The following is a 23,756-nucleotide window of genomic DNA, read 5'->3' on the forward strand; positions in this document are numbered from 1 at the left end:
AGCGTCAGTAGCGGTTGGCGATTGGCAGGTCTTCGGCCGGGAAAAGGCTGATCACTTCGCAACCGGTTTCGGTGACCACAACCTCTTCCTCGATCCTCGCGGCAGAGTATCCGTCGGTCGCCGGGCAATAGGTTTCTAGCGCGAAGACCATTCCCGTCTTGATCTCCATTGGATGATCAAGGCTGACAGCCCGGCTGATGATCGGCCGTTCATGCAACGCCAGACCCAGCCCGTGACCAAATTGAAGGCCAAAGGCAGACGCTTCGTCGGGAAAGCCGAACTCCTCGGCTTTTGGCCAAACTTCCGCCACCTTGTCGGTGCTGACCCCCGGTTTGATCATCGAAATCGATGCGTCGATCCATTCGCGCGCCTTCACATAGGCGTCGTTTTGGGACGGCGTGGACCGGCCGATGTTGAAAGTCCGATAGTAACAGGTGCGATACCCCTGATAGGACTGCAGAATATCAAAGAATGCCTGATCACCAGGACGGAACAGCCTGTCGGTGAAGTTGTGCGGGTGCGGGTTGCAGCGTTCGCCGGAAATAGCGTTGATCGCCTCAACATCGTCGCTGCCCATCTCATAAAGCATCTTGTTGGAAAGCGCGACGATGTCGTTTTCACGCACACCCGGTTTCAACTCTTCGTAAATCATGTGATAGACGCCATCGACCATCGAGGCGGCTTGCGTCAGCAGCTGGATTTCATCCCAGTTCTTAATCTCGCGTGCTGCCAACATGATTTGTTGGCCGTCGACGACATTGATGCCCTCAGCCTTGAGCGCTTCGAACATCGCGGTTTCGGCATAGTCCACGCCAACCGGCATGTCCCCCATCCCCGCGTCGCGGATAAGCCCGGCGATTTCCTTGGCATATTTGCGCATCAACCCAAACTCGGGCGGGATGGTGCCCCGCATGCCGACGACACCTGCACGGCAATGATCCGGCACCAGCCAATCCGAGTATTTCTTGTGGTGCATCGCAGCGGACCCGAAATCCCAGACATAGGGCGCATCGTCGCCGGTCAGCAGGCAGAACCGGCACATCTTGTCGCGTTCCCATTCGCCGATCTTGGTGGCCGAGACATAGCGAATGTTGTTCACATCAAAGAGCAGGAGCGTGCCCGCATTCGACGCTTTCAAAGCCTGACGCGTGCGTGCCAGGCGATAGCGGCGCAGGCGGTCATGATCAATTCGACGCTCAAAGTCGACGGATGTATGACCCCATGCGGGCAATCGTCCTTCCCATTGCCAGTTGGGTTCAAGATCCTGCGGGGTCAGCAGGTTGGGCATTAGTGCTCTGGACATGACGGCTCCTTCGGGTGGTCGAACCACCGGTGTGTTGTGTAGGGTCTTGCGCGGTGTTGCTGCGTTATTGAATGCACCAGCCGCCATCGATGTGGATCATCTGGCCGGTCATATAGTCGCTGTCATCGCTGGCCAGGAACGAAGCGGTACCCACGATGTCGTTTGGATAGGAGACCCGTTTGACCTGAAGTGCATCACGCACGATGTCTTCATACGCTTGCCCTTCGCGCTCCTTGAAACCGATATCGACCAGATCCTTGTCGAGTTGCTCCCAGAGTGGGGTTACAACGACGCCTGGCGCATATCCGTTGACCGTGATGTTGTGTTCGGACAGCGCAACGGCGCCGCAATGGGTCAGGGCCAGGCAGCCATATTTTGAGGTGCAGTAAACCGTCACATCCACAAGCGGTTTGCGCGAAGCGATTGAACCGACGTTGATGATCTTATACGGATGTCCCTCCATCGGGCCTTGCTTGATCATCTGACGCGCAGTTTCCTGCATACCCAGCCACATCGCCTTGGTGTTGACGTTCATGATCATGTCCCAGTTGTCTTCATCGATATCCATGAAGAACCGGGGTTTGTTCAGGCCCGCGTTGAACAAACCCACATTGATGCTGCCAAAGGCGTCGACGGTTGCGGCAACGGCGGCTGCATTGTCTTCGCGCTTGGTCACGTCCATTTTGACCGCGATCGCGCTGCCGTTGCCTTTGGCATTGATGCCATCCGCGACTTTCTGCGCCTCTGCGTGATCGATATCCCCAATGCAGATATTTGCACCCTGAGACGCAAAGCTCTCGGCATTCGCCTGTCCCATGCCGCGGGCGGCACCAGTAATCAGAATGTTCTTACCGTTCAGGCGATTGGGGTCCATGTTCTTCTCCTTGGGGTTCTATCTTCGGCGCTTGCCGCTGAGCGTTTCATCAGCGCGGTTCTGCGCCCGGCGCAGGGCCTCTTTCGGCGGGATGATCCCGCGCAGCATGTCGTGGAGTTCCTCTCCGCAGATGCGAATAACATCGCTGATCTCGGGCACGGGCGGGCGCGGCCAGAATTGCAGCTCATCGCGCCAGGACATCGCGTCGACTGCTTCGAAGATCGGCGAGGATCGTCGTACCTCAGGGTCGGCACCAACTGAATAGCGTGGGTTGGTCCGGCTGCCGTTCTGGACGTACAGCTTCTGAGCCTCGGGGGACGTGAAGACCCTTAAAGCTTCTGCTGCTGCGGCACGACGCTCGACCGGCAGATTGGAGGGGATGCCCATCACATAACCGCCGACCGGTGCGACCTGAGTGGCGCCACGTCCTGCAGGATGTGGAAGGAAACCGGTCTGACCGTGTGCGGGCGAAGACGGATCGCTTTCGAAATAAGGCGCCAACAGCGTGTAGCCGTATGCCATCGCGACCTTGCCTGCGGCAAAGGGACGGATACGTTCGTACCACGACATAGACAAAATGTCGGGCGGTGAGTAGTTGAGCAGCTCCATCAGATACTCGGCAGCACTTAGCCCCACGGCCGTGTCGATAGTGAATTGATAGGCATCTTGATGCAGGTCTTCGGTGTCAAAACCGCCGGCGATCTCATTTAAATCAACGATCGGCTGCCCGAAATCCGAAAGCGTCGTTAGGAATGTATGTCCAAGCGCTGTCCCACGCGCCGCGTTCCACGCTATGCCATACCGCCCATGTTGCGGATCGTGGAGAGCCTGTGCCGCAGTCAGAAGTTCGTCCGTTGTCGCAGGCGGTTCAAGCCCCGCATCGGCAAACTGATCGCGCCGATAGAACAAAAGCTCTGGTGTGGTTTGCGCCGGGACACCATAGGCCTTGCCGCCCCAATGTGCCGCTTTCCAGCCTGCGGTATGGAAATCGGCCGGATCCAGCACTGCCAAATCCATCACGCCCTCTAACGGCAGCAACACGCCTTTTTCGACAAACTCTCCGATCCAGGGAAGATCTACTGCGATAATGTCATATCGGCTGGTTGGGCGTTCTGCGTTTTTGAGCGCTTCTTCCCGCAAGCGATCAATTGAAAAGGCGCGTTGCTGGATCGGTGATCCGATCACTTGTTCAAATTGCCGCTTGAGCGTTTCCATCACCATAAAGGTCGGGTCACCATGCACCAGAACGCGAACCCCACCAGCCAGTTTCAGGGGTTCACCCAGAACTTGCAGCGGTGGTATCGACTTGGTCGCCATGTAAGATCCGCCAAAATAATAGTCGGTGGACTCTGCCCGCTCTTCGCTTGTTCCAAATTCGATTTCGGCCAGGCGCCGTATGCGAGTGGACAGCTGCATCCATCCCTCAAGAAGATGTTCGCTGGGATGAAGCGAGAAGCTTTTGCCGGAACTGGTGCGCGGGCGCTGTTCGATCAGGCCTGTTTCGATCATTTCCTTCACGCGGCGCGACGCAGTGGCATATGGAATGTGCGACGCCGATATGAGAGACGTCGGGGTGACGGTTTTACCCTCAATGTGATTTCGGATCAGGAAAAGGGACATCAGGAAAAACGGGTTCGGGGCAAAGACCTCGATCACATCTTCCAGCTCTTCGCAAAAGCTTTCCAGAAACGAAACAACCTGAAGCATTTCGGTCTTGTCCTGATAAAAACCTTGCTGAAATGTCGAAGCTGAGCCGTCCATGGGTTTGTACCGCTTTGCACCCTGATCATAAGGTTGGGCCGAGTCTGGCGCTGGATTGTTCGATTTGGACAAATTCGATTCGCTCATATTGCCCTCCCTCTCAAAATGTTCAGAATGATCTTGGTGCAGTATCGCTTAGATATCCGTTCTGGATACCACGATTCTCAATTTGGATATTTTCGGGGGGTCTTAGCGCGGAAGTTTTCGCGAACCTGTCAGGGCTAATCCGATCTACGGATGATGATTCCCGCGGAGGAAAAACGGGAGTTGGCAAGACCAAGAATTTACCCGGGAGGAAACCGAATGAATATCCGCAAAACTCTTGTGGCGACCACTGCCCTGGCCCTGACGGCTTTCGGTGGGGCAGCTATGGCTGATACAATGACTATTGGCATTACACAGAACAATGTCGGCGTCGACAGCTATCAGACCACATATGAAAAAGCCTTTATCGCAGCCGCCGAGGCGAACAGCGATGTCGATGTTGTCGTTCTGGATGCAGGAGGTGACGTAGCCCGTCAGATTGCCCAGATGGAGGACCTGATCCAACAGGAAGTGGATGCCATCATCATCTGGCCAACCAATGGCGAGGCCGTGATCCCGGCGGTACGCAAGGCGCACAAGGCCGGTATCCCCGTTATTGTCACCAACTCAAACATTGCCGAAGCGGGTTTCCCGTTCGTCGCCTCCTTCTCTGGCCCAGACAACATCACACAAGGTTCGCGTTCAGCGGAAATCATGTGCGATAAGTTCAAGGACATGGGCATCGAAAATGAAGCACGCGTCGTCCAGATCTCGGGGCAGCCGGGGTACACCACGGCCATCGAACGCCAAAAGGGTTTTGATGATCGCCTGCCGGAAGTATGTCCCAACGTGACGCTGGTTGAAACCCAACCTGGCGACTGGAACCGTGAGAAATCCCAGAAGGTCATGGAAGCTTTCCTTGTGAAATATGATGACATCGATGGGGTCTATTCCGGCGATGACAATATGGGCGTGGGCGCATTGAACGCTGCAAAAGCCGCTGGTCGTGAAGGCATCATCTTTGTTGGGGCCACAAACTTCGCTGTTGGCTACGAAGCTATGGAACGTGGTGAATACTGGGGCTCGATCTACCAGTCACCCGTTGACGATGCCGAGGCTGCATTGAAAACAGCGATCGAAACGCTGGAAGGGAAGGAACTGCCGTTCCTGAACTACTTCGACACACCGAAGATCACACAGGACAACCAAGGCGAGTTTACCAAGCCGGTATTCTAAACCTCTCCCCAGATGCGTGGAGCCCATTGGGCCCTGCGCATTTTCGTCAATTCATTTGAACAGGGAGAAACCCATGGGGCGAGTCTCTGGACGTTCCTGTATTGTCACCGGCGCAGCTCAAGGTATCGGGCGCGCCATTGGCGAGGCGCTGTTAGAACAAGGCGCGGATGTCTGTTTTGCAGACATAAACGGCGACAAGGTGGCAACGGTTGCCGCCGAAAACAGACAGAGAGCCAACAGCCATGGCGGTCAGGTCACCCATGCAGCCGTCGATGTGACCGATCGTGAACAGGTCCGTGCGATGATCGACCATACGGTGGGACAATTTGGAAAACTGGATGTGAAATTCAACAATGCCGGTGTGAACAAACCGATGAATTTCCTCGATGTGACAGATGAGAACTGGCATTTCATCATGGGCGTCAACGGGTTGGGATGCATGATCGGCATGCAGGAGGCCGCACGTCAGATGATTGCTCAGGGAACCGGTGGCAAAATCATTAATACCGCTTCAATTGCCAGCCGACAGGGATTCGACAATGTCGCGCCTTATTGCGCCTCGAAATGGGCTGTTGTTTCGCTGACCCAGTCAGGCGCGCGCGATTTGGCGAAGCATGATATCACGGTGACGGGCTTCGCCCCCGGAGTGGTCGCGACGGAAATGTGGGAAGAGGTCGACCGCGACCTGATGGAGATCGGCGCCGCCGAGCGCCCTGGGCAAGCGATGGAGGAATTTTCGGCTGAAATATTGCGCGGACGTGTTGCCCAGCCTGAGGACATCACCGGAACGACGACATTCCTTGCGTCGCGGGACAGCGACTACATGACCGGTCAGATCGTGATGATTGATGGCGGCATGACACTGGTATGAATGCGCGGCGCTCGGTGAGTGCTGTAGTAAGACTAAACCTCCGGCTTGCCGGAGACGGGGAGAACAGGATGGCGCAACTGAAGAAATCCGACATTGGGGGAATACTGGCTCGGCAGGGGATCCTGGTTGCTTTTGTCGTGTTCATTATCGGATTTACGTTGGCGAACCCCAGATTTCTGGATCCGGACAACATTATGGGCGTGATCCGCTCATCTGCCATTCTGGGTGTCATGGCGCTGGGAGTGACCTTTGTTGTGATCAGCGGTAATCTTGATCTGTCCGTTGGCTCAATGATGTCCTTTTCAACTATTGTTGTCCTGGACCTTCACGACAAGATTGGGCCAACGCTGGCGATTCCTTCGATGTTTGCCATGACAATGTGCCTGGGCGCCCTGATCGGGTTTCTTGTTGGTTACCTGAAACTCAACTCGCTGATTGTGACGCTTGGAATGCTGTCGGCCATCCACGGGCTGACGCTAACCTATTCTGGCGGCAAGAACATGGATATCGCCGACAAGGAAGGTACCTGGTTCAGCGTTTTCGGCCAGGGTGACGCGTTGGGTGTTCCCGTCCCAATTCTGTTGTTTGTTCTGTTGGCCGCTTTTCTGGGTATCGTGCTGGCCAAAACCCCGTTTGGCCGCAAGGTCTACGCAGTGGGGGGCAACGGCGTAGCTGCAACCTTCTCGGGCATTCGGCGCGCGCGCGTTGTTTTCGCCTGCTATCTTGCGTCTTCCTTTTGTGTCGCAACGGCCGGTCTTATTCAGGCGAGCCGTTCGATGGGCAGCCAGAACACCGTGGGGCAAGGTCTGGAGCTTGAAGTGCTGGCTGCTGTCATCCTCGGAGGCGCGTCTTTGTTGGGCGGGTCCGGAACAATCTTCAAGACGGTTATTGGCGTCCTGATGCTTGGGTTCATCCAGAACGGGTTACTGCTGGTCGGTCTGCAATTCTATGTCCAATACGTCGTGACCTGGGTGATCATTATCCTGGCGGTATGGCTCGATATCGCGGCCAAGCGCGGCAAACTCTGGTCACCGATCGCGTAAGGGAAACGGATACATGCAAGCTGGTACTCAGAGCACTTTCCTGAAGCGAGGCGCCATCTGGGGTTTCATCGTCTTCGAGCTGATCTTCTTCAGCGTTGCGGGAGAATATTTATCACTCAGTGACAAGGCCTTCATGGATCTCGACAACATGCTGCTGTTGTTTAAACAGTCTGCTCCAATCGGGATCATCGCGATGGGTATGACCATCGTCATGATCAATGGCAATATTGACCTAAGCGTCGGAGCGACCTTTGCACTCTGCGCAATTGTCTTGCTGGACAGTCTGACATGGCCTGTTTTTGCAGATCTCGGGGATTGGGTCATTCCAATCTCGTGGAGTCTGGCGTTGCTGACCGGCATCGTGCTGGGCGCCATCAACGGATTGATCGTCTGGAAAACAGGGGTCGATGCATTCATTGTGACGCTTGGTTCGATGCTTGGCTATCGTGGTCTGGTGTTCATGTACAATGGCGAGCAACCGACAAGCCATCTGAACTGGACATTGGTTGATTTCGCTGAGGCTCAGTTTCTTGGCCTGCACACGGCCACCTGGTTCCTTCTGGCGGTGACCGTGGTGATCTGGTTCGTGATGAACCGCACCATCCACGGACGCAATGCCTATGCCATTGGCGACAACCGCGAGGCGGCGGTGAATGCGGGTATCAGGGTCGGCCCACACATGATGCTCAATTTCATGATCATCGGGTTTCTGGCGGCCCTATCGGCCGCGGTGTTTTATTCGGAAAGTGGATCCGTGAACCCGAACGATGGTGAGCTGTACGAGTTGTGGATTATCACCGCGGTGGTTCTGGGGGGCACCAAGCTGACCGGTGGTGCTGGCTCGGTGATCTCAACCTTTGGGGGCGTGCTGGCGATCCAGCTTTTGCGCAAAGGCTTGGGGCATATCGGCGCAGACACCTCAACCGTCAATCTGGTGATTGGTCTAATCCTGATTGCAGTTCTCTATCTCGACAAGCAACTGAACCGCAAAGGTGCAGAGGAGCTCAAGACATGACCGAACGCACACCCGCCCTGCGTCTTGAAGGGATCGTGAAGACATTCCCCGGTGTTCGCGCGCTTGACGGCGTTTCCTTTGCGGTCATGCCCGGCGAAGTGCATGCGTTGATGGGGGAAAACGGCGCCGGGAAATCAACATTGATGAAGGTTCTGGGGGGGATTTATCAACCCGATGAAGGTCAAATTCTGATCGAAGAGACTCCCACCGCCATGACCTCACCTCTGGAAGCCAAGGCCAAGGGTGTTGTGTTCATTCACCAGGAGCTCAGCCTCGCAGACGAATTGTCCGTGGCCGAGAATGTCTATCTCGGTGAGTTGCCGCGCAAGTCTTACGGGCGGGTCGATTGGGACAAGCTTTATGCCGATACGGCAAACATTCTGGATCGGCTGAAGGTTGGCTTTACGCCCAAGACCCTCGTCGGGGATCTGTCCATCGCCAACAAGCAAATGGTCGAGATCGCCCGCGCCCTGACCGTAGACGCCAAAGCGGTGATTTTTGACGAACCCACCGCATCACTGACGGACACGGAAAAAGATGTTCTGTTCGACGTGATCGCCGATCTGAAAGCGCGTGACGTGGGCATCATTTACATCTCACACCGGATGGAAGAGATCTTTCGCATTACCGACCGAGTCAGTGTGCTTCGGGACGGACAGCACACGGGCACCGCAATCACAGCAGAAACGGATGAAGAATCCGTCACCCAGATGATGATCGGGCGCAAGTTGGACCTGTCCCGCAACGTCTCGCACCACGAATTGGGGGACGTGGCTTTGGAGGTGCGAAATCTGAGTTGCGGCGATCTGTACCAAAACGTCAGTTTCAAGATCAGACGCGGCGAAGTGGTTGGATTCTATGGGTTGGTCGGCGCAGGGCGTACCGAGATTGCCGAAACCTTGTTTGGATTGCGCGATCCATCTGCCGGACAAATCCTGCTTGATGGGCAAGAGATACGCATCCACTCACCGTCAGACGCGATTGAGCGGGGTATCTCGCTGGTCCCAGAAGACCGCAAAGGTCAGGGGTTGGTCTTGGGCATGAACTGCAGGGACAACATGACCCTGCCTCAGGTGGATGATCTCAAGGCTGGTCCGTTTGTGGCCGAAGGGGCCGAGGTTTCGATCTTTGATCAATACCGCGACCGGCTGGACATCCGAACGCCCGGTTGGCGGCAACTTGTCGGGAACCTGTCCGGTGGCAACCAGCAAAAGATCGTCATCGGCAAATGGCTGTCCATGCACCCGAACGTGCTGATTGTTGATGAACCGACACGCGGGATCGATGTCGGTAGCAAAGCCGAGATTCACAACCTGATCCGGGATCTTGCCGCGCAAGGATATGCGGTGATCGTCATCAGTTCGGAGATGCCTGAAGTGTTGCACGTCGCGGACCGGATCTACGCTATGTTCCAGGGGCAGATCACACAGGAATTCACGTCTGAAGATGTGACCGAAGATAGTCTGGTTCGGGCTATCTCGGGCCTCTCTGACAACGGCACGACGCAGGTCGCGTGATGCGGGTTGGTTTTGCAGGATTGGGTCGCATGGGGCGCCGGATGGCAGCCAACTGTGCCCGGGCAGGGCATGACGTCACGGTCTGGAACCGCAGCACCGGTCCTGCGCAGGATTTTTCACAGAGTGTTGGCGGCGGAATTGCCAACACTCCTGCAGAATTGTCCCGAGTTTCTGATGTCACGGTCTCGATGCTCGCAGACGATGCAGCCGCACGGGCAGTCTATTTCGGAGATGCAGGTCTGATCTCGGCACCGGGCGCGCAAATATTGATTGAGATGGGCACAATGAGCCCGGCTTTGGTTTCCGAGATTGCAGAGGCTGCCGAGACTACCGGAAAACGCTTTGTTGATGCGCCGGTTTCCGGGGCGACCAACGCCGCCGAAGAGGCCACGCTTCTGATTATGGCAGGCGCTCATGCTTCGCTCGCTCAGACGCTGTCACCCCTTTTTGACGCGATGGGGCGCAAGACCATCTGGTTGGGACAGGTCGGCGCTGGCGCGGCCATGAAACTTGCGGTGAATTTGTTGATCCACGGTATGAACCAGACGGTCTCTGAGGCGCTCTGCCTTGCCGAGCGCGCTGGCATTGCCACCGATCTCGCATTTGATGTGATCGAAAACTCTGCCGCTGCGGCGCCGATGTTGAAGTTTCGCCGCCCAATTTATCTGAACGAAGCAAGTCAGGCTGTAACGTTCACAGTTGCGCTGGCACGCAAGGATGTCGGGCTCGCTCTGGATCTGGCGCAGGATGTCGGTGTGCCGATGCCACAGGCCAAGACTACGTTTGAGGTGCTAAAAAACGCCGAAGCACAGGGCTTCGATGCGCGCGACATGGCGTCCATCTTCAACTACATGCGAGGACAATCGGGATGAAAGCCGCACTTTTTGTTGGAGGCTGGAAAGGTCACGCCCCCAAGCAATTCAGCGATTGGTACGAGGCGCTTCTGAAGGACAACGGGTTCGACGTGGATGTCTACGACACGTTGGAGCCTCTGGAAAACCCGGATGAACTGGCCGATCTGGATCTGATCACACCGATCTGGTCATCCGCCAGATCGGGCCACAAAGACAAATACGGGAACATGACCAAACCGCAGGAAGACGGGCTTTTGAAGCTGATCGGGGATGGATGCGGGTTGGCAGGGTGGCATGGCCATATGGGCGACGCGTTCCGCGACCGACCAACCTACCACTTTCTGATCGGAGGTCAGTTTGTTGCTCACCCGCCGGGATGGCCTGACAACCTTCAACCGCGCGAGGATTACATCGATTATGATGTGACCATCTGCAAACCCGATGACCCAATCGTTGAAGGGATCAGAAGCTTTCGACTGACAACCGAGCAGTATTACATGCTGGTTGATCCCTCTAATGACGTGCTGGCGACGACAACCTTTTCCGGGGATCATCTGTGGTGGATCGAGGGGACAGTCATCCCGGTGATTTGGAAGCGCCGATGGGATAAGGGTCGCGTTTTCTATTGCTCAATCGGGCATGAGTTGGACGACTTGAAACAGCCTCAGGTCACCGAGATTATTCGCCGGGGTGCAATTTGGGCCGCTGACGGAAAACGATAGTGCCGCAATCAGGCTTGTTTGCTAAGCCAAGTCGGCGGCCGCTATTTCAATCTAACGGTTTTCCGTTTCCGAGATGCCTCGACTTTGCCCTTCGACCAACGACCGTTTTGGGGATATGCTGCAGTGCTTAGATGGACCGGCATGCTATAGTCAGCTCTGGGCCGTCCACATCGCCACGGTCTGGGTCGTCCAAAAACGATGCTGTGTTTGCTCCGATGGCGGAAAAGAGCCCAACCTGTGAATTCGAGTTTTATGCCGCGTGCGCGCGCCGCGTAGAAATCGCTGCAACTGCGTCAATCTCGATGCTGCTGTGCGGCGGGAACACCCGCCATTCATACAAACCGCAGCGGACACCACGCACTCAAGGATCCAGTTGCGGGACAAAGCGGACGCTCAATCGTTTGATTTTCGCCCCGATCTGTATTCTGGAAGTTTGGCCAAGGCCGATTTCAACGCGTCACCCCATCCATCGGAAACACTGCGAAAGTACTGGTCGTCAGCTTCGAATCTTGACCGCGTACCGCCGTCAAGGCTGTCTTCATCGTAGAGAAGCACGTCAAGCGGAGCCCCGACCGACAGATTGGCCTTAATCGTGGAGTCAAAACTGACCAGCAGGAGTTTAACGGTTTCTGGGAAGCTCATTTCTGGATCATAGGCGCGCACCAGAATCGGGCGGCCGTATTTTGTCTCTCCGATCTGAAAGAACGGTGTGTCATCACCGGCCTCGATGAAGTTGCCTTCAGGGTAGATCAGAAACAGGCGTGACGGGCCGCCTTTGATCTGACCTCCAACAATGAGTGTCGCGTGAAAGGCGCTATCGGCTTGCTGACCGGACCGGGCGTGCTCTTCAATGACATCGTTTAATGTTGCCGCGACCAGTTGCGCGACTTGAAACATTGTCGGCGCTTCTAAGATTGATGGCGAACGATCTGCGGGTGCTTTCGTACGCTCTTCCAAAAGGCTTATCGTGGCCTGAGTCGTGGCCAGGTTTCCGGCCGTTAGGATTGTGATCGACCGGTCCCCTTCGACTGTCCAGTTGAACATCTTGTTGAAGGTCGAAACATTGTCCACGCCTGCATTCGTGCGCGTATCGGACATGAACACCAGCCCGCGATTCAGCCGCATGCCCACAGCATAGGTCATCAAATTCTCCGTTACTGCTGTGCGACTTGCAACTGCACTGTCAATTGCTCGCCCGCTGTCCCAATTCTATTCCCTATTACCGGTGCGGCTTGGGCATAGTCCAGCCCGGTTGCGACGCGTACGTATCGATCGTCAGGTGAAATCCCATTTGAAACGTCAAACCCCACCCAGCCAAGCCCGTCCAAATGCACTTCGGCCCAGGCATGGGTCGCGTCCTGCAACTCCGTTTCGTTCATCATCAAATAGCCCGAAACGTAGCGTGCTGGCACTCCGAGCTGTCGCGCGCAGGTAATGAAAATGTGCGCGTGGTCCTGACACACGCCGCGCTCGGCTTTGAGGGCATCTTCTGCGCTCCAGCCCGGGTGTGAACTTCCAATTTCGTAAGAGACCTGAGCTCGAACTTTCTCGGACAGAGCATGCATCTGTTCCAGCGGTTCGCCGTTGGGCAATGCGCTTATCAGCTCTGCAACTCCTTTCCCCGGCGATGTCTGCGGAGTGCTTCTTTTGAACAGCCACAAGGGCGTCGACCCTTCGTGACGCCCCAGAACACCGTGCGTGTCTTTCACTTCAACAGCGCCTTCGGAGATCAACGAGATGCTTTGAGTGTTTGCTTCGAAACTGATCAATTCCACCGTGTTGCGGTGGTAGTCTTCAAATGTCAGCTCTTTATGTCCGCCGGTGACCTGGGTGCTCCAACTCACAATGCTCTGGTTTCGAAATGACTTTGGTGTTTTCCGCAGCTGTTGCAGGCCGAAGGGAACCGGCGCGTCGAAATCGTATCGTGTCTCGTGTCGAATGTGCAGTTTCATTGGCTACTCGTAGAACCTGTAATCAATCTCAATCTGACGGCTCAAATTGCCGAGATCGGTCAGAAAATCCTGAATGTACTCATGCAGACCGAATTCAAAGATATCCGAGATTTTCTGATCCAGATATTTCTCGTAGAGAGCATTTGATGCCTCGCACGAAGGCCCGGCAAAGCCGTAGTCTTTCTTCAGGTAGGACAGGTTTTCCTGAATCTTTCTGCAGCAGAAGTGCAAACTGCGAGGCATCCGCTGATCCAGGATCAAAAACTGCGCAATGTCAGACGGCCGCGTTTTCTCACCGTGGGTCATTCGATACCCACCACCAGCGCCGACAGAACGCAGGATGCTTTCCCATTGGATGTTGTCTAGCGACGAGCCGACTGAGAAAGCTGTGGGCAGAAGAACATAGTATTTAACGTCCAGAATGCGCCCGGTATTGTCGGCCCTTTCGACAAACGTTCCGATGCGGGTGAAATCGAAAATGTCGTTGCGCAGCATGGTCCCCAAAGTGGCACCACGGACCAGAGCCGCCTGTTGCCGAATGAGTTCCAAGGTTGCAGGTAAGTCCCGCTCATTCACGCGCCGTTTCATCACCTCATCGATCTGCATCCAGGTGGAGTTCACTGCGCTCCAGACATCATGGGTGAGCGCCGTCCGAACAAGGCGCGCGTTGTCTCGGGCTTGCTTGATGACCGACTTGATCGAGGATGTGTTATCAGCGTCACGCAGCACCCAATCGACTGCATTGTCTTTTGAAATCTCTTCGTACTTGGCGTGGTACCCATCCAGAACCCCGGCCGTTTTCAGAACCGAACCCCATTCCTCGGCAGAATTCTTAGTACGGGTCAATGCCATTCTCTGACCTGTTTCAAGCAACCTCGTCGTATTTTCCGCTCGCTCAAGATACCGGGACATCCAGAACAACCCGCCAGCAGTTTTTCCCAGCATGGTCAGTCCTCCAGAACCCAGGTGTCTTTGGTCCCGCCACCCTGGCTTGAATTCACGACGAGAGACCCCTTCTTAAGCGCCACACGGGTCAAACCGCCAGGCGTGATTTTGATCCCTTCGGGCGACACCAAAACGAACGGCCTTAGGTCAACATGTCTGGGCTCAAGTCCCGAGCGCGCAAAGATCGGAACCGTCGAAAGCGACAGAGTTGGCTGAGCAATATAGTTCCCGGGCCGCGATTTGAGCTTGTCGCGGAACGCCAAAATCTCTTTCTTGCTGGCGGTTGGTCCGACCAACATTCCGTAGCCGCCAGACCCGTGTACTTCTTTCACAACAAGCTCACACAGGTTGTCCAGCACGTAGGAGAGAGACTCGGGATCACTGCAGCGCCAGGTCGGGACGTTTTGAAGCAAAGGCTTCTCACCCGTGTAGAATTCAACGATTTCAGGCATGTAGGAATAGATCGCCTTATCGTCGGCAATACCGGTCCCAGGCGCGCTGGCAATCGTGATGCCTCCCGCGCGGTAAACGTCCAGAATACCCGGAACGCCCAAGGCGCTATCGGGGTTGAAATTCAGCGGGTCCAGAAAGTCGTCATCTACCCGGCGATAAAGTACGTCGATGGGCTTATAGCCTCTGGTGGTGCGCATGCAAACACGCCCATCGACAACGCGTAGGTCGTGGCCTTCGACCAATTCCACGGCCATCTGATCTGCGAGGAACGCATGTTCGTAGTAGGCCGAGTTATAGATGCCCGGGGTTAATACCGCGACGGTTGGTTCCCCGTCGGCGCAAGCCGGCGCGCATGCAGCAAGAGATCGTCTCAGATTGCGGGGGTAGTCCGAAACATTCCGAACATTAGTCGCGCTGAAGAGCTCGGGGAACATCTTTAGCATCGTTTCCCGGTTCTCCAGCATATAGCTGACCCCAGATGGCGTGCGGGCGTTGTCTTCCAGAACGAAAAACTCGTCCGGTCCGGTTCGCACCAGATCGACCCCGACAATGTGTGTGTAGACCTGACCGGGAGGCGAGACGCCAAGCATCTGCGGCAGGAACGCTTCGTTCCCGGCAATCATCTCGGCCGGCACACGCCCGGCACGCACGATTTCTTGTCGGTGATAGATATCGTGGAGAAAGGCGTTGATTGCCCGAACCCTTTGTTCAATACCGCGTTCCAGCCGCTGCCATTCTCGTGCTGAAATGACACGCGGTACGATATCAAATGGGATTAGGCGTTCCTCAGCCTCGGCTTTTCCATAAACGTTAAAAGTGATACCCGTTAGCCTAAAGACTTCTTCGGCTTCGCGCTGTTTCGCTCTCAATCGTGATACGTCTTCAGCATTGAACCAGCGGCCGATCTCTTCGTATGGACCTCTGAGTGATCCATCGCCGTTGAACATTTCATCAAAATACTTACTCATACTTTAAGTTTCACGCACAAATCAGAATTTTCAAGTCATTCAGGCTTGGCTGGATGCCGCCTCGGGGGGTAGCGTCTAATTTTCAGGCTAACTGGATGATGTGATGACCTAAACAACATGCGTTTTTCGTGTTTCCAGTTGAAATCCCATTCATTGTTTTGCGCTCAACAGTATCTTACTTTGTGCTGCATCTGAACGTCCGGATTGGGCTCAACGCAGTCTTTCGCTGCAACAGGCTTGAATGAGTGCTTTGCGGACGAAGCTGATATTCGCATTGTCTGTCCGAATGTCAGCCAACTTTCGCAAACCGCCATCATAGTCCCGAACGGTGTCAGGTTAAAATGAGTTGCGCGCGCCTCATCGCAGCTCGTTCTACTCGATGCCTACTTATGTCGAAAATTCAACTCTCACCGCGTTATCTCAGGCAGTTTGATCCTTTGGATCTTACCGGATGGGCCTTTCGGTAATTCTTCCAGTAAATAAACCGTGTCTGGAGATTTGAACGCGCCGAGCCTTTGGACACAGATTTCGACAAGTTGTTCGGACGACAACGTGGAGCCATCACACAATTTGACGGCCGCCTCCACACGTTCACCATAAGTTTTGCACGGGCGAGCAAAAGCCGCGGCTTCAATTACGTCAGGATGCGAATACAGTGCTTCGTCGATTTCACGAGGGGCAATGTTTTCCCCGCCCTTGATAATTAGTTCCTTCAGTCGACCGGTGACAAAGAAATAACCGTCGTTGTCGATATGGCCCAAGTCACCTGTTCTAAGCCACCCGTCCGAGGTGAAGGTTTCGCCCGTTGCGTCGGGGTTCTTGAGATACTCGCGCATGACATTTGGTCCACGCACAGCGATCTCGCCTTGCAGATGAGGTGGTAGAGGAGTCAGATCAGGCGACAGGATGCATGCCTCATTGCCAAACGCCTTGCCCGGTGAGCCAATTTTGCGAATGCCCGGAGGCAATGGGTTCGATAGTATCTGGGCGGCGGTTTCGGTCAGGCCCATGGTTTCAACAATCGGCACTTCGAAACGGGCTTCAAATGCTGTTTGCACATCGGGTGCAAGCGGGGATGACGCTGAACGGCCGAAGCGTAACCGATCCCGGGTGTTGGACCCCGGGGTTATATCAGAGTGGAGCAGGTGCGAGATGATTGTCGGCACGACAGAGAACCATGTCGCCTTCGCCTCTTCGCACTGGTCCCAAAACTTGCTAGTTGAAAACTTCTCGGCCACCGCCAATGATCCGCCAGAGACCAATGCGCTTATGACCGTTACGCACAAGCCGTTGATGTGATAAATTGGCAATACGCAGAGACCGCGATCGCTTGGCGTCAACCTGTGGGCCACGGTTGGCGTCCAACCGCCTGCCAATAAGCTCGCGTGGCTGTGCACGACACCTTTGGGGCGTCCGGTTGTCCCAGATGTGTACATGAGCAGTGCGTCGTCTGCAGGCTCAAGCCGGTGCAATACCGGGGCTTTGTTGTCACCGGCTTCTGTGAGCCGAGACATTCTCGTCGGGCTCACCCTTTCGAACAAATTGACCTGGGCCTCGCCGACAAGTGCAATGCGCGCTTCGCAGTGATCCAGCGCATATCCTATAGCCTCGTCCCCCGCGACCAGGTTGATCACCGTCGCACGGAACCCGCCGTAAAGCACTCCGTAAAGGCATTCGATTGCTTTGCGACCGTTTGGCTGCAATATTGCGACGCTCGCTCCTTTATTCAATCCCAACGCCGTCAATTGTCGCGCAAGTTGTTTTGCTTTGCGCCGCAAATCCGACCAGGTCAGCGCAGGCTCGCCGTCAAAAAACAAATAGGCGTCGAGATCAACGTCGGTGCTTGCACGGTCATCTAGCCAGTCGCGGACGGTACCGTTTGGCGGCGTATGATCATCCACCTTCATTCGCCTGCATCCGCCCAGTAATCTGCGAAGATGTCTTCGACGGTGGGTTCGATAGGCGGAATTTCCCGAACGATCTTGGTGGTTTGGATGAAGTGCTTCCAATGCAGGTTCTCATCAATCGCATTGCCCCCCCAACTGCCGCAACCCATCGAAAGCGAGAAAGGCATGCCGTTGTTGAATGAGCCACCGGTCGCGAAAGTGTGCGCCTGATTGACGATGACACGGCAGGTTGGCATCAAGGCACCCAATGCCACCGCACGCGCGTCATCTGCGGTGTGAATGCCGATGGAATGTCCTGCCCCTTGATAGTCCAGAATGCGCGCCGCGATAGCTCGCGCGTCCTCGTAATCCTTCGCGCGGTAAAGCGCGGCAATGCGGCTTAGCTTTTCGCCGGACAGCGGATGATCCGGGCCGATGCCTTTGGTTTCGACCGCAAGGAACTTTGTGTCTTCGGGTACCTGATCAGACAGACCTAGTGCCGCAATCATCTTGTCGGCATCCTGCGCGATAACTTCTCGGTTCAGATGGCCGTCGGGCCAAAGCTTCGAAACAATCTGAGCTTCGTCTTCCACCAGCGCCCCACCTTCATTGGCGAGCGCCGCAATGAAATCCTCATAGATCGCGTCCACAACGATCATCGAGTTTTCAGATGAACAAGAAGTTGCGTTGTCGAACGTCTTTGAAGCGGTAATTTTCTGAGCAGCAGCCTTCAGGTCGGCGGTCTCGTCAACGATAACCGTAACGTTGCCCGCGCCCACGGCCACAGCGGGTGTACCGCAGGTCTGGGCACGATGGACATTGTTCTGGCTGCCTGTGCAAATCACCCGGTCGCACAGCTCCATCATGGCCTGAGTTTTGGCCTTGGAGCCGGGTGCTGGGACCATCTGAACCAGATCATGATTCAGCCCCAGCTTGTCAAACTCGGCATGAACGTTGGACAAAAGCAACTCGCAGCTGGCCACACCTTTAGGCGAAGGGGCAACAACCACTGCGTTGCCACACTTCAATGCGTTAATGATGTTGTTGGCAGGCGTGGCAGCAGGGTTGGTCGAGGGCACCACAGCGCCCACCACCCCGATGGGGCGCGCGATTTCGGTGATGCCGGTGGAGGTGTCGTTGCTGATAATCCCGTGCGTTTTCACGCCCTTGATGTCTCGCATCAAGCCAAGTGTCTTGCGATGGTTCTTGATGATCTTGTCGGGCACATTGCCAAGCCCGGTTGTCGCGACCGCAAGTTCGGCCAAAGCCCGATTGCGAGAAGGCTCCATAATCGCCCAAGCGGCAGCTTCGGCAGCGCGGTCATAGCGCCTTTGGTCGGCTCCCGTCTCGTAAGCTTTCTGAGCGGCGCGCGCTCGAGCGACAACCTTGCTCAATTGAGCAATATCATCATGTGCATTCATCGCGAAACTCCTATCGAAGAGGATAGGGCTCGTGTCGCCCTATCCAGTATTCTGCCACTCGCTAAAGACCTGCCAGAAGTTCTTTCAGAGTTTCCTGACGCGCAGCCCACATTTCCTGAACCTCTTGACGGGTCATGATGTGCATGGGCGAACCGCCTGCTTTCATTTTGCCCGCCACACGCGAGTTCTTGAACATCTCGGGGACGGTTGCGGCCAGTTTGTCGATGACCTCTGGCGGCGTGCCTTTGGGCACCATGACACCGCGGAAGTTCACGCTGGCGTTGTCGATGTCAAAGCCCTGCTCTTTTAACGTCGGGACGTCAGGCAGGAACTCATTGCGTTCCAGATCAAACACGCCAAGGATTTTGACGTTGCCCGCTTCCTGAGCACGGAATGCGTCTGATAGATTATTCACGCCGCCCATGACGTCACCCGCTATCACGGCTTTCATTGCTGCCGCACCGCCGCCTTTGGTCGGGATGTATGCCATTTTAACACCTGCTTCTTTCTCAAGTTGCAAAGCCGCAATGTGGTGTCCAACAAACAGACCTGCCCCAGAGAACGTCAGTTTCCCGGGGTTTTCCTTGGCGTAGGTGACCACGTCCTCCATGGAGTTGAAGGGGCTGTCCTTGGCCACCACAAATACCGCAGGGTCAGCGCCCCAGTTGGCGATCGGTTCGAAGCTGTCCGCCGAGTATTCGACACCGCCCTTAATCGACTGCGCAATGAAATGCGGAATGTTGTATGCCCCGAGCGTATAGCCATCAGCCTCGGCCTGGGTTGCAAACCAGTTCCAGCCAACCCGCCCACCAGCGCCGGGTTTGTTGATGATCGCAATGGGCATGCCAAGCGCATCTTCATTGCCTGCCGTCATGGTGACAATGCGGGCCTGGAAGTCAGTGGCCCCGCCAGCACCATAGCTGACCATCATCATGATGGGGCGTTCCGGGTAATCCTCGGCGGTGGCCAGGCCACCGGTCAGGGACATTAGCGCCAATGCAGCGCCTGCCAGTAAATGTTTCATGTTAGATCCTCCCTTGGATTTTTGATCGCCGCTTTGCGCGGCCCTTTTCAGAAAAATATCTCTCGTGGTGTGAAGACTTTGAGCAGCAGCGCGAAGAGCCCGTACATCACCGCCAGAAACCCTGCGGTGATGATCACGCGCTTGACCCAGGTTTTGGCCTCGTCATGCGGCGCCGGGTCGTAGAAGCTGAGGAGCAAGAAGAACGTGATCGTACCCGCTGTGTAGAAACCCAACGCCTTGGCGGCCCAGAAGATGTAGACAAGCGCGATGGTCAGGCCTGGCAGAAGCCACACGAAATCTTTGCGCGAAACGCCATCTCCGACCTTTGTCCAACCAAGGATCGCTTTGACGAATGTCCACAATGCCAAGACGACGAAGACGGTCGAAATCAAACGCGGGAACAGGAAGGCTTCGGCAGGCTGTTGCGTATAGCTTACCCATGCCACCCACATCCCGACCGCCGCAATAATGCCGGACGCCACAATGTGTTGAATGCGTGGAAGGCTGATCTGGCTCATCCCATGATCTCCTCTTTAGAGGTGTAGCGACGGCTGCGAAGTTCCATCCAGATCGAATAAGCAATTGATGCAATCACGATGGCAATCAGGACGATGTTCAGCGTGCCAGTCAGGAAATAGCTCGCCATTCCGTCTGTGGCGCCGGCAATCATTGACCCTTGGATGAAATTTGCTTCGGCAATCGGGCCAAGGATCAGGCCAAGTACCAGCGGCGCGGCCGAGAAGCCGAAGCGTTCAAGGAAGTACATCATAACGCCCAACGCGGCCATGACGTAGACGTCACCCATGCTGGACTGGACCGAGTAGCTGCCAAAGACGGCGAGCCCCAGAACAACGGCCGCCATGACGCTTTGCGGCACTTGTGCAACCCGGGCGGCAAGGCCAGCCACATAAAGGCCGAAGATGCACATGAGCACCTGACCGATCAGCATCGAGTTTATAAAGGTCCACGCCACATCCGGGTGATTGTCAAAGAGGTCGGTGCCGGGAAAAATTCCGTGGATCAGCAGACCACCCAGCAGCACTGCTGCTGTGGGCGAACCAGGGATCGAAAGCGTCAGAAGTGGCACAAGGCTTGGGCCGACCATGGCGTTGTTCGCGCTTTCTGCTGCGATCACACCTTCACTGTGACCCTTGCCAAATTTATCGCGTTCCGGGCTGAACTTTTTGGTTTGGTCATAGGCGACAAGACCAGCGATTTGACCTCCGACGCCTGGAATAAGCCCAATGACCGAACCTGTGATGGTACCAATGCTAAGGGCGCGAGGGCGGCGCAGAAGCTCGTGCACCGCATCCATGATCGAATGTTTCTCGACCTCGATCAATTCGGCATTTGCTGCGTTGCGGCCTATTGCGAACATGGTCAGCACCTGGGGAATGGCAAACAACCCGATGAGAGCCGCAATGATATTGATACCGCCGCCCAATGCTGGGTGAAAGATAAACCGCTGCGCGCCCATGATGTCGTCAAATCCGATGGTCGCGAGCCAGAGGCCGATGCAACCGGACAAAAGGCCCTTCACCACCGAAGCGCTGTCCAGCGAACCGATGACAGTGACGCCAAGGATGGCGAGCCAGAACAGATGGCTGGGACCGAATGCCAGCGCCCACTGCGCCAGAACGGGTGTCAGGAAGATCAACAGCAGAACACCAATCACGCCCCCGACTGCCGAAGCTAGAAAGCTTAGCTGCAACGCCTGCGCCCCCTTGCCTTGCTTGGCCATGGTGTGACCGTCCAACGTCGTGGCGATGTTGGCAGGTGCGCCGGGAATTTTAAGAAGGATGGCGCTGACCGCCCCACCTGCCACTGTGGATGTATAGGCCGCCCCCAAAAGGATCAGTCCCTGAACGGGTGCCAGGTGGAAGGTGAAGGGGATTAAAAGGGCCACTGCCATTGTCGGTGATAATCCGGGGGTTGCCCCCAAAATCAGGCCACCAATCGTTCCCAAAAGCAGCAAGCCAAAAGAGATCGGTGTGAAGACATCTCCGAAGTAATAAAGGAATTCCAAAGTTCCACCTGATGGTTTTCTCACGTTGACATCACAGGCTAAGAGATGAAAATAGTTTTGCAAATGTTTTCATTTTTTAGCCGATAAAGTATGAATAATGGCTCGAAAACAAAAAGATAAACCTGATATCGTCGCTGTTGCGAAAGCGGCAGGGGTGTCCATCTCGACGGTCTCGCGAAGCTTCAATCACCCTGATCTTCTCAAACCGGCGACTCGCAAGAAGATCGATAGAGCGGTGCAGAAACTCGGCTATATTCGCAATCGCGCGGCGCAGGTGATGCATGGGCGGCGCAGTGGCACCATCGGACTGGTCGTGCCAACAATTGACAACGCGATCTTTGCCGAATTGATCCAGTCCTTCTCTGATGGGCTCGATCAGTACGGTTTCACGATGCTTATTGCATCTCATGGTTTCGATTTGGATCGCGAATACAAAATGCTGCGCAAACTGATGGAACACCGTGTCGATGGGCTGGCGCTTATTGGGTTGGAACACTCAGACGCCACCCATCAACTGATCGAACAGCAGGGGGTGCCAACTGTTGCAATCTGGAACTATGCCGACGACGCACGATTGTCTTGCGTAGGGGTCCAGAATTCAGAGGCCGGCCGCTTGGCCGCGTGTCACCTGCTGGATCTCGGCCACCGAGACATCGGCCTTGTCTTTCCTGACCTTGCTGGAAACGACCGAGCTCACGATCGGTTGCACGGTGCTCTTTCAGAGCTGCGGCGGAAAAAGATCGAGGTGCCTGAAGAATGGCAACTGCAAGCCCCTTACAGCATTGCGGACTCAAAACGCGCTAGCCTGTCATTGTTGGGTAAGTCTCCGCGCCCCAGTGCCATTTTGTGCGGTAACGACATTATTGCTCAAGGCGTGCTTTATGCAGCAAAACACTTGGGCATTGTTGTGCCTGGAGAACTTTCAATAATGGGGATTGGCGATTTCAAAGGATCGGGAGAATTCGAACCGTCACTCTCCACCATCCGCATCCCGGCTAAACGAATTGGCGCTTTGGCCGCAAGGCAAATAGCGGACGCCGTTACTGGAAAAAGCGCGGGTACAACGGCGACAAAGTATGAACTCAGTGTATTAGTTCGGGATTCCACCGCAACGCCACCAGGAATGGCAAACACCTGAAACGGTCCTGGACATCTTGGCGAATACACCATTATTGGCAAATCCCATTTTGGCTGCGCCAACTCTCGCAACAAAGGCACTTGCGACAACCGGCTGACCATCAAGCGGGAAGAATTGGAGACCCGCGTGCTCACGGGCCTCAAGGACCAACTGCTGCATCCGGACCTTATCTCTGAGTTTGTGTCGGCATACCAATCGGAGTTCAATCGTCTGACTGCCGAGATATCCAAGAGCAGAGCCAAAACCGAACAAGAACTAGCCAAGACCACAAAGCAAATCGACAAGATCGTTGATGCTATTGCGCAAGGTATGTTCCATCCCAGTTTGAAGAAGAAGATGGACGACCTCGAAGCCCGCAAGGAAGAGTTGGAAGCAGAACTGTCCGCTTCGTCTCATGAGCAACCCGTTCTTTTACATCCCGGCCTCGCTGATATCTACAAAGAAAAGGTGGAGGACTTGAGCGGTGCGTTGAACAACCCCGCAACGAAGACTGACGCGACATCCATCATTCGCAGTTTGTTGTCCGAGATTCGACTGCTGCCCAATGACGGACGGCTGACCTTAGAACTCGTTGGGGAGTTGGCGGGTCTTTTGGCGCTCGGTACAAAGCAGAACGCCCGCAGCGTTGGCGCTACGGGCGGTTCTGCGACACTGGTTGCGGGAGCAGGATTTGAACCTGCGACCTTCAGGTTATGAGCCTGACGAGGTTTGATCGTTAAGCGA

Annotated in this window: 21 protein-coding genes; 9 read left to right on the forward strand and 12 right to left on the reverse strand. The window is 55.4% G+C overall.

Translation table 11 applies throughout. The features are described from left to right. Positions 1-4: 4 nt before the first annotated feature. The 3 genes from AC2FFE_RS19810 to AC2FFE_RS19820 all read right to left on the reverse strand — a co-directional run bounded on the left by AC2FFE_RS19810 (position 5) and on the right by AC2FFE_RS19820 (position 3,938). Positions 5-1,303, reverse strand: a complete 1,299-nt coding sequence (locus tag AC2FFE_RS19810) for a M24 family metallopeptidase (RefSeq protein WP_496820815.1) — start codon at positions 1,301-1,303, stop codon at positions 5-7. Between the two features lie 64 nt (positions 1,304-1,367). Then, positions 1,368-2,177, reverse strand: a complete 810-nt coding sequence (locus AC2FFE_RS19815) for an SDR family NAD(P)-dependent oxidoreductase (protein WP_496847491.1) — start codon at positions 2,175-2,177, stop codon at positions 1,368-1,370. An 18-nt stretch (positions 2,178-2,195) separates the two neighbouring features. After that, positions 2,196-3,938, reverse strand: a complete 1,743-nt coding sequence (locus AC2FFE_RS19820) for an extracellular solute-binding protein (protein WP_496847500.1) — start codon at positions 3,936-3,938, stop codon at positions 2,196-2,198. A 303-nt stretch (positions 3,939-4,241) separates the two neighbouring features. Here AC2FFE_RS19820 and AC2FFE_RS19825 point away from each other — a divergent pair, with 303 nt between their 5' ends. The 7 genes from AC2FFE_RS19825 (at position 4,242) to AC2FFE_RS19855 (ending at position 11,220) form a co-directional block, all read left to right on the forward strand. Beyond that, positions 4,242-5,198 (forward strand): sugar ABC transporter substrate-binding protein, encoded by a 957-nt coding sequence (locus tag AC2FFE_RS19825; RefSeq protein WP_496847492.1) that lies wholly within the window; start codon positions 4,242-4,244, stop codon positions 5,196-5,198. Between the two features lie 73 nt (positions 5,199-5,271). Further along, the gene (locus AC2FFE_RS19830; protein ID WP_496847493.1) at positions 5,272-6,069 is read left to right on the forward strand and encodes an SDR family oxidoreductase; all 798 of its coding nucleotides are present in this window, start codon (positions 5,272-5,274) and stop codon (positions 6,067-6,069) included. A 68-nt stretch (positions 6,070-6,137) separates the two neighbouring features. Further along, entirely contained in the window at positions 6,138-7,112 is a 975-nt protein-coding gene (locus tag AC2FFE_RS19835; RefSeq protein WP_496847494.1) for an ABC transporter permease, read from the forward strand. 13 nt (positions 7,113-7,125) lie between these two features. Beyond that, the gene (locus AC2FFE_RS19840) at positions 7,126-8,127 is read left to right on the forward strand and encodes an ABC transporter permease (protein WP_496847495.1); all 1,002 of its coding nucleotides are present in this window, start codon (positions 7,126-7,128) and stop codon (positions 8,125-8,127) included. Beyond that, a complete protein-coding gene (locus tag AC2FFE_RS19845) occupies positions 8,124-9,644 on the forward strand; it encodes a sugar ABC transporter ATP-binding protein (protein WP_496820807.1) in 1,521 nt (506 codons plus the stop codon). The genes AC2FFE_RS19840 and AC2FFE_RS19845 overlap by 4 nt, the downstream gene beginning before the upstream one ends. Continuing rightward, positions 9,644-10,516 carry an NAD(P)-dependent oxidoreductase gene (locus AC2FFE_RS19850; protein WP_496847496.1) on the forward strand — a complete coding sequence of 291 codons (873 nt, stop codon included), beginning with the start codon at positions 9,644-9,646 and terminating at the stop codon, positions 10,514-10,516. The genes AC2FFE_RS19845 and AC2FFE_RS19850 overlap by 1 nt, the downstream gene beginning before the upstream one ends. Further along, positions 10,513-11,220, forward strand: a complete 708-nt coding sequence (locus AC2FFE_RS19855; RefSeq protein WP_496820805.1) for a ThuA domain-containing protein — start codon at positions 10,513-10,515, stop codon at positions 11,218-11,220. The genes AC2FFE_RS19850 and AC2FFE_RS19855 overlap by 4 nt, the downstream gene beginning before the upstream one ends. Before the next feature lie 393 nt (positions 11,221-11,613). Here AC2FFE_RS19855 and AC2FFE_RS19860 read toward each other — a convergent pair whose 3' ends face one another. The 9 genes from AC2FFE_RS19860 to AC2FFE_RS19900 form a co-directional block, all read right to left on the reverse strand. Further along, positions 11,614-12,363 (reverse strand): proteasome-type protease, encoded by a 750-nt coding sequence (locus tag AC2FFE_RS19860; RefSeq protein WP_496820221.1) that lies wholly within the window; start codon positions 12,361-12,363, stop codon positions 11,614-11,616. Between the two features lie 11 nt (positions 12,364-12,374). After that, positions 12,375-13,172 carry a transglutaminase family protein gene (locus AC2FFE_RS19865; protein WP_496820222.1) on the reverse strand — a complete coding sequence of 266 codons (798 nt, stop codon included), beginning with the start codon at positions 13,170-13,172 and terminating at the stop codon, positions 12,375-12,377. 3 nt (positions 13,173-13,175) lie between these two features. Beyond that, complete coding sequence (locus AC2FFE_RS19870; protein WP_496820223.1) at positions 13,176-14,117, reverse strand: alpha-E domain-containing protein; 942 nt, start codon at positions 14,115-14,117, stop codon at positions 13,176-13,178. A 2-nt stretch (positions 14,118-14,119) separates the two neighbouring features. Continuing rightward, positions 14,120-15,538 (reverse strand): circularly permuted type 2 ATP-grasp protein, encoded by a 1,419-nt coding sequence (locus AC2FFE_RS19875; RefSeq protein ID WP_496847497.1) that lies wholly within the window; start codon positions 15,536-15,538, stop codon positions 14,120-14,122. A gap of 407 nt (positions 15,539-15,945) precedes the next feature. Further along, positions 15,946-17,445 carry an AMP-binding protein gene (locus AC2FFE_RS19880; RefSeq protein WP_496821236.1) on the reverse strand — a complete coding sequence of 500 codons (1,500 nt, stop codon included), beginning with the start codon at positions 17,443-17,445 and terminating at the stop codon, positions 15,946-15,948. Continuing rightward, the gene (gene sauS, locus AC2FFE_RS19885) at positions 17,442-18,845 is read right to left on the reverse strand and encodes an acylating sulfoacetaldehyde dehydrogenase (RefSeq protein ID WP_496847498.1); all 1,404 of its coding nucleotides are present in this window, start codon (positions 18,843-18,845) and stop codon (positions 17,442-17,444) included. The genes AC2FFE_RS19880 and sauS overlap by 4 nt, the downstream gene beginning before the upstream one ends. Before the next feature lie 61 nt (positions 18,846-18,906). After that, positions 18,907-19,869: a tripartite tricarboxylate transporter substrate binding protein gene (locus AC2FFE_RS19890; RefSeq protein WP_496821232.1), complete on the reverse strand. Its 963-nt coding sequence runs from the start codon at positions 19,867-19,869 to the stop codon at positions 18,907-18,909. 47 nt (positions 19,870-19,916) lie between these two features. Further along, positions 19,917-20,387, reverse strand: a complete 471-nt coding sequence (locus AC2FFE_RS19895) for a tripartite tricarboxylate transporter TctB family protein (RefSeq protein WP_496821231.1) — start codon at positions 20,385-20,387, stop codon at positions 19,917-19,919. Continuing rightward, the gene (locus AC2FFE_RS19900; protein WP_496821237.1) at positions 20,384-21,895 is read right to left on the reverse strand and encodes a tripartite tricarboxylate transporter permease; all 1,512 of its coding nucleotides are present in this window, start codon (positions 21,893-21,895) and stop codon (positions 20,384-20,386) included. The genes AC2FFE_RS19895 and AC2FFE_RS19900 overlap by 4 nt, the downstream gene beginning before the upstream one ends. 97 nt (positions 21,896-21,992) lie before the next feature. Here AC2FFE_RS19900 and AC2FFE_RS19905 point away from each other — a divergent pair, with 97 nt between their 5' ends. Both AC2FFE_RS19905 and AC2FFE_RS19910 read left to right on the forward strand, forming a co-directional pair. Then, a complete protein-coding gene (locus tag AC2FFE_RS19905; RefSeq protein ID WP_496821230.1) occupies positions 21,993-23,033 on the forward strand; it encodes a LacI family DNA-binding transcriptional regulator in 1,041 nt (346 codons plus the stop codon). Between the two features lie 126 nt (positions 23,034-23,159). Then, on the forward strand, positions 23,160-23,729 hold the full coding sequence (locus AC2FFE_RS19910) for a hypothetical protein (RefSeq protein ID WP_496847499.1): 570 nt from the start codon (positions 23,160-23,162) through the stop codon (positions 23,727-23,729). Positions 23,730-23,756: the final 27 nt, after the last annotated feature.

It is taken from the genome of Ruegeria sp. YTSA168 (genome assembly GCF_059610045.1).

Coding starts and splice junctions, on each gene's coding strand:
- AC2FFE_RS19810 (WP_496820815.1), bottom strand. CDS start 1,303: ATGTCCAGAGCACTAATGCCCAACCTGCTGACCCCGCAGGATCTTGAA.
- AC2FFE_RS19815 (WP_496847491.1), bottom strand. CDS start 2,177: ATGGACCCCAATCGCCTGAACGGTAAGAACATTCTGATTACTGGTGCC.
- AC2FFE_RS19820 (WP_496847500.1), bottom strand. CDS start 3,938: ATGGACGGCTCAGCTTCGACATTTCAGCAAGGTTTTTATCAGGACAAG.
- AC2FFE_RS19825 (WP_496847492.1), top strand. CDS start 4,242: ATGAATATCCGCAAAACTCTTGTGGCGACCACTGCCCTGGCCCTGACG.
- AC2FFE_RS19830 (WP_496847493.1), top strand. CDS start 5,272: ATGGGGCGAGTCTCTGGACGTTCCTGTATTGTCACCGGCGCAGCTCAA.
- AC2FFE_RS19835 (WP_496847494.1), top strand. CDS start 6,138: ATGGCGCAACTGAAGAAATCCGACATTGGGGGAATACTGGCTCGGCAG.
- AC2FFE_RS19840 (WP_496847495.1), top strand. CDS start 7,126: ATGCAAGCTGGTACTCAGAGCACTTTCCTGAAGCGAGGCGCCATCTGG.
- AC2FFE_RS19845 (WP_496820807.1), top strand. CDS start 8,124: ATGACCGAACGCACACCCGCCCTGCGTCTTGAAGGGATCGTGAAGACA.
- AC2FFE_RS19850 (WP_496847496.1), top strand. CDS start 9,644: ATGCGGGTTGGTTTTGCAGGATTGGGTCGCATGGGGCGCCGGATGGCA.
- AC2FFE_RS19855 (WP_496820805.1), top strand. CDS start 10,513: ATGAAAGCCGCACTTTTTGTTGGAGGCTGGAAAGGTCACGCCCCCAAG.
- AC2FFE_RS19860 (WP_496820221.1), bottom strand. CDS start 12,363: ATGACCTATGCTGTGGGCATGCGGCTGAATCGCGGGCTGGTGTTCATG.
- AC2FFE_RS19865 (WP_496820222.1), bottom strand. CDS start 13,172: ATGAAACTGCACATTCGACACGAGACACGATACGATTTCGACGCGCCG.
- AC2FFE_RS19870 (WP_496820223.1), bottom strand. CDS start 14,117: ATGCTGGGAAAAACTGCTGGCGGGTTGTTCTGGATGTCCCGGTATCTT.
- AC2FFE_RS19875 (WP_496847497.1), bottom strand. CDS start 15,538: ATGAGTAAGTATTTTGATGAAATGTTCAACGGCGATGGATCACTCAGA.
- AC2FFE_RS19880 (WP_496821236.1), bottom strand. CDS start 17,445: ATGAAGGTGGATGATCATACGCCGCCAAACGGTACCGTCCGCGACTGG.
- sauS (WP_496847498.1), bottom strand. CDS start 18,845: ATGAATGCACATGATGATATTGCTCAATTGAGCAAGGTTGTCGCTCGA.
- AC2FFE_RS19890 (WP_496821232.1), bottom strand. CDS start 19,869: ATGAAACATTTACTGGCAGGCGCTGCATTGGCGCTAATGTCCCTGACC.
- AC2FFE_RS19895 (WP_496821231.1), bottom strand. CDS start 20,387: ATGAGCCAGATCAGCCTTCCACGCATTCAACACATTGTGGCGTCCGGC.
- AC2FFE_RS19905 (WP_496821230.1), top strand. CDS start 21,993: ATGGCTCGAAAACAAAAAGATAAACCTGATATCGTCGCTGTTGCGAAA.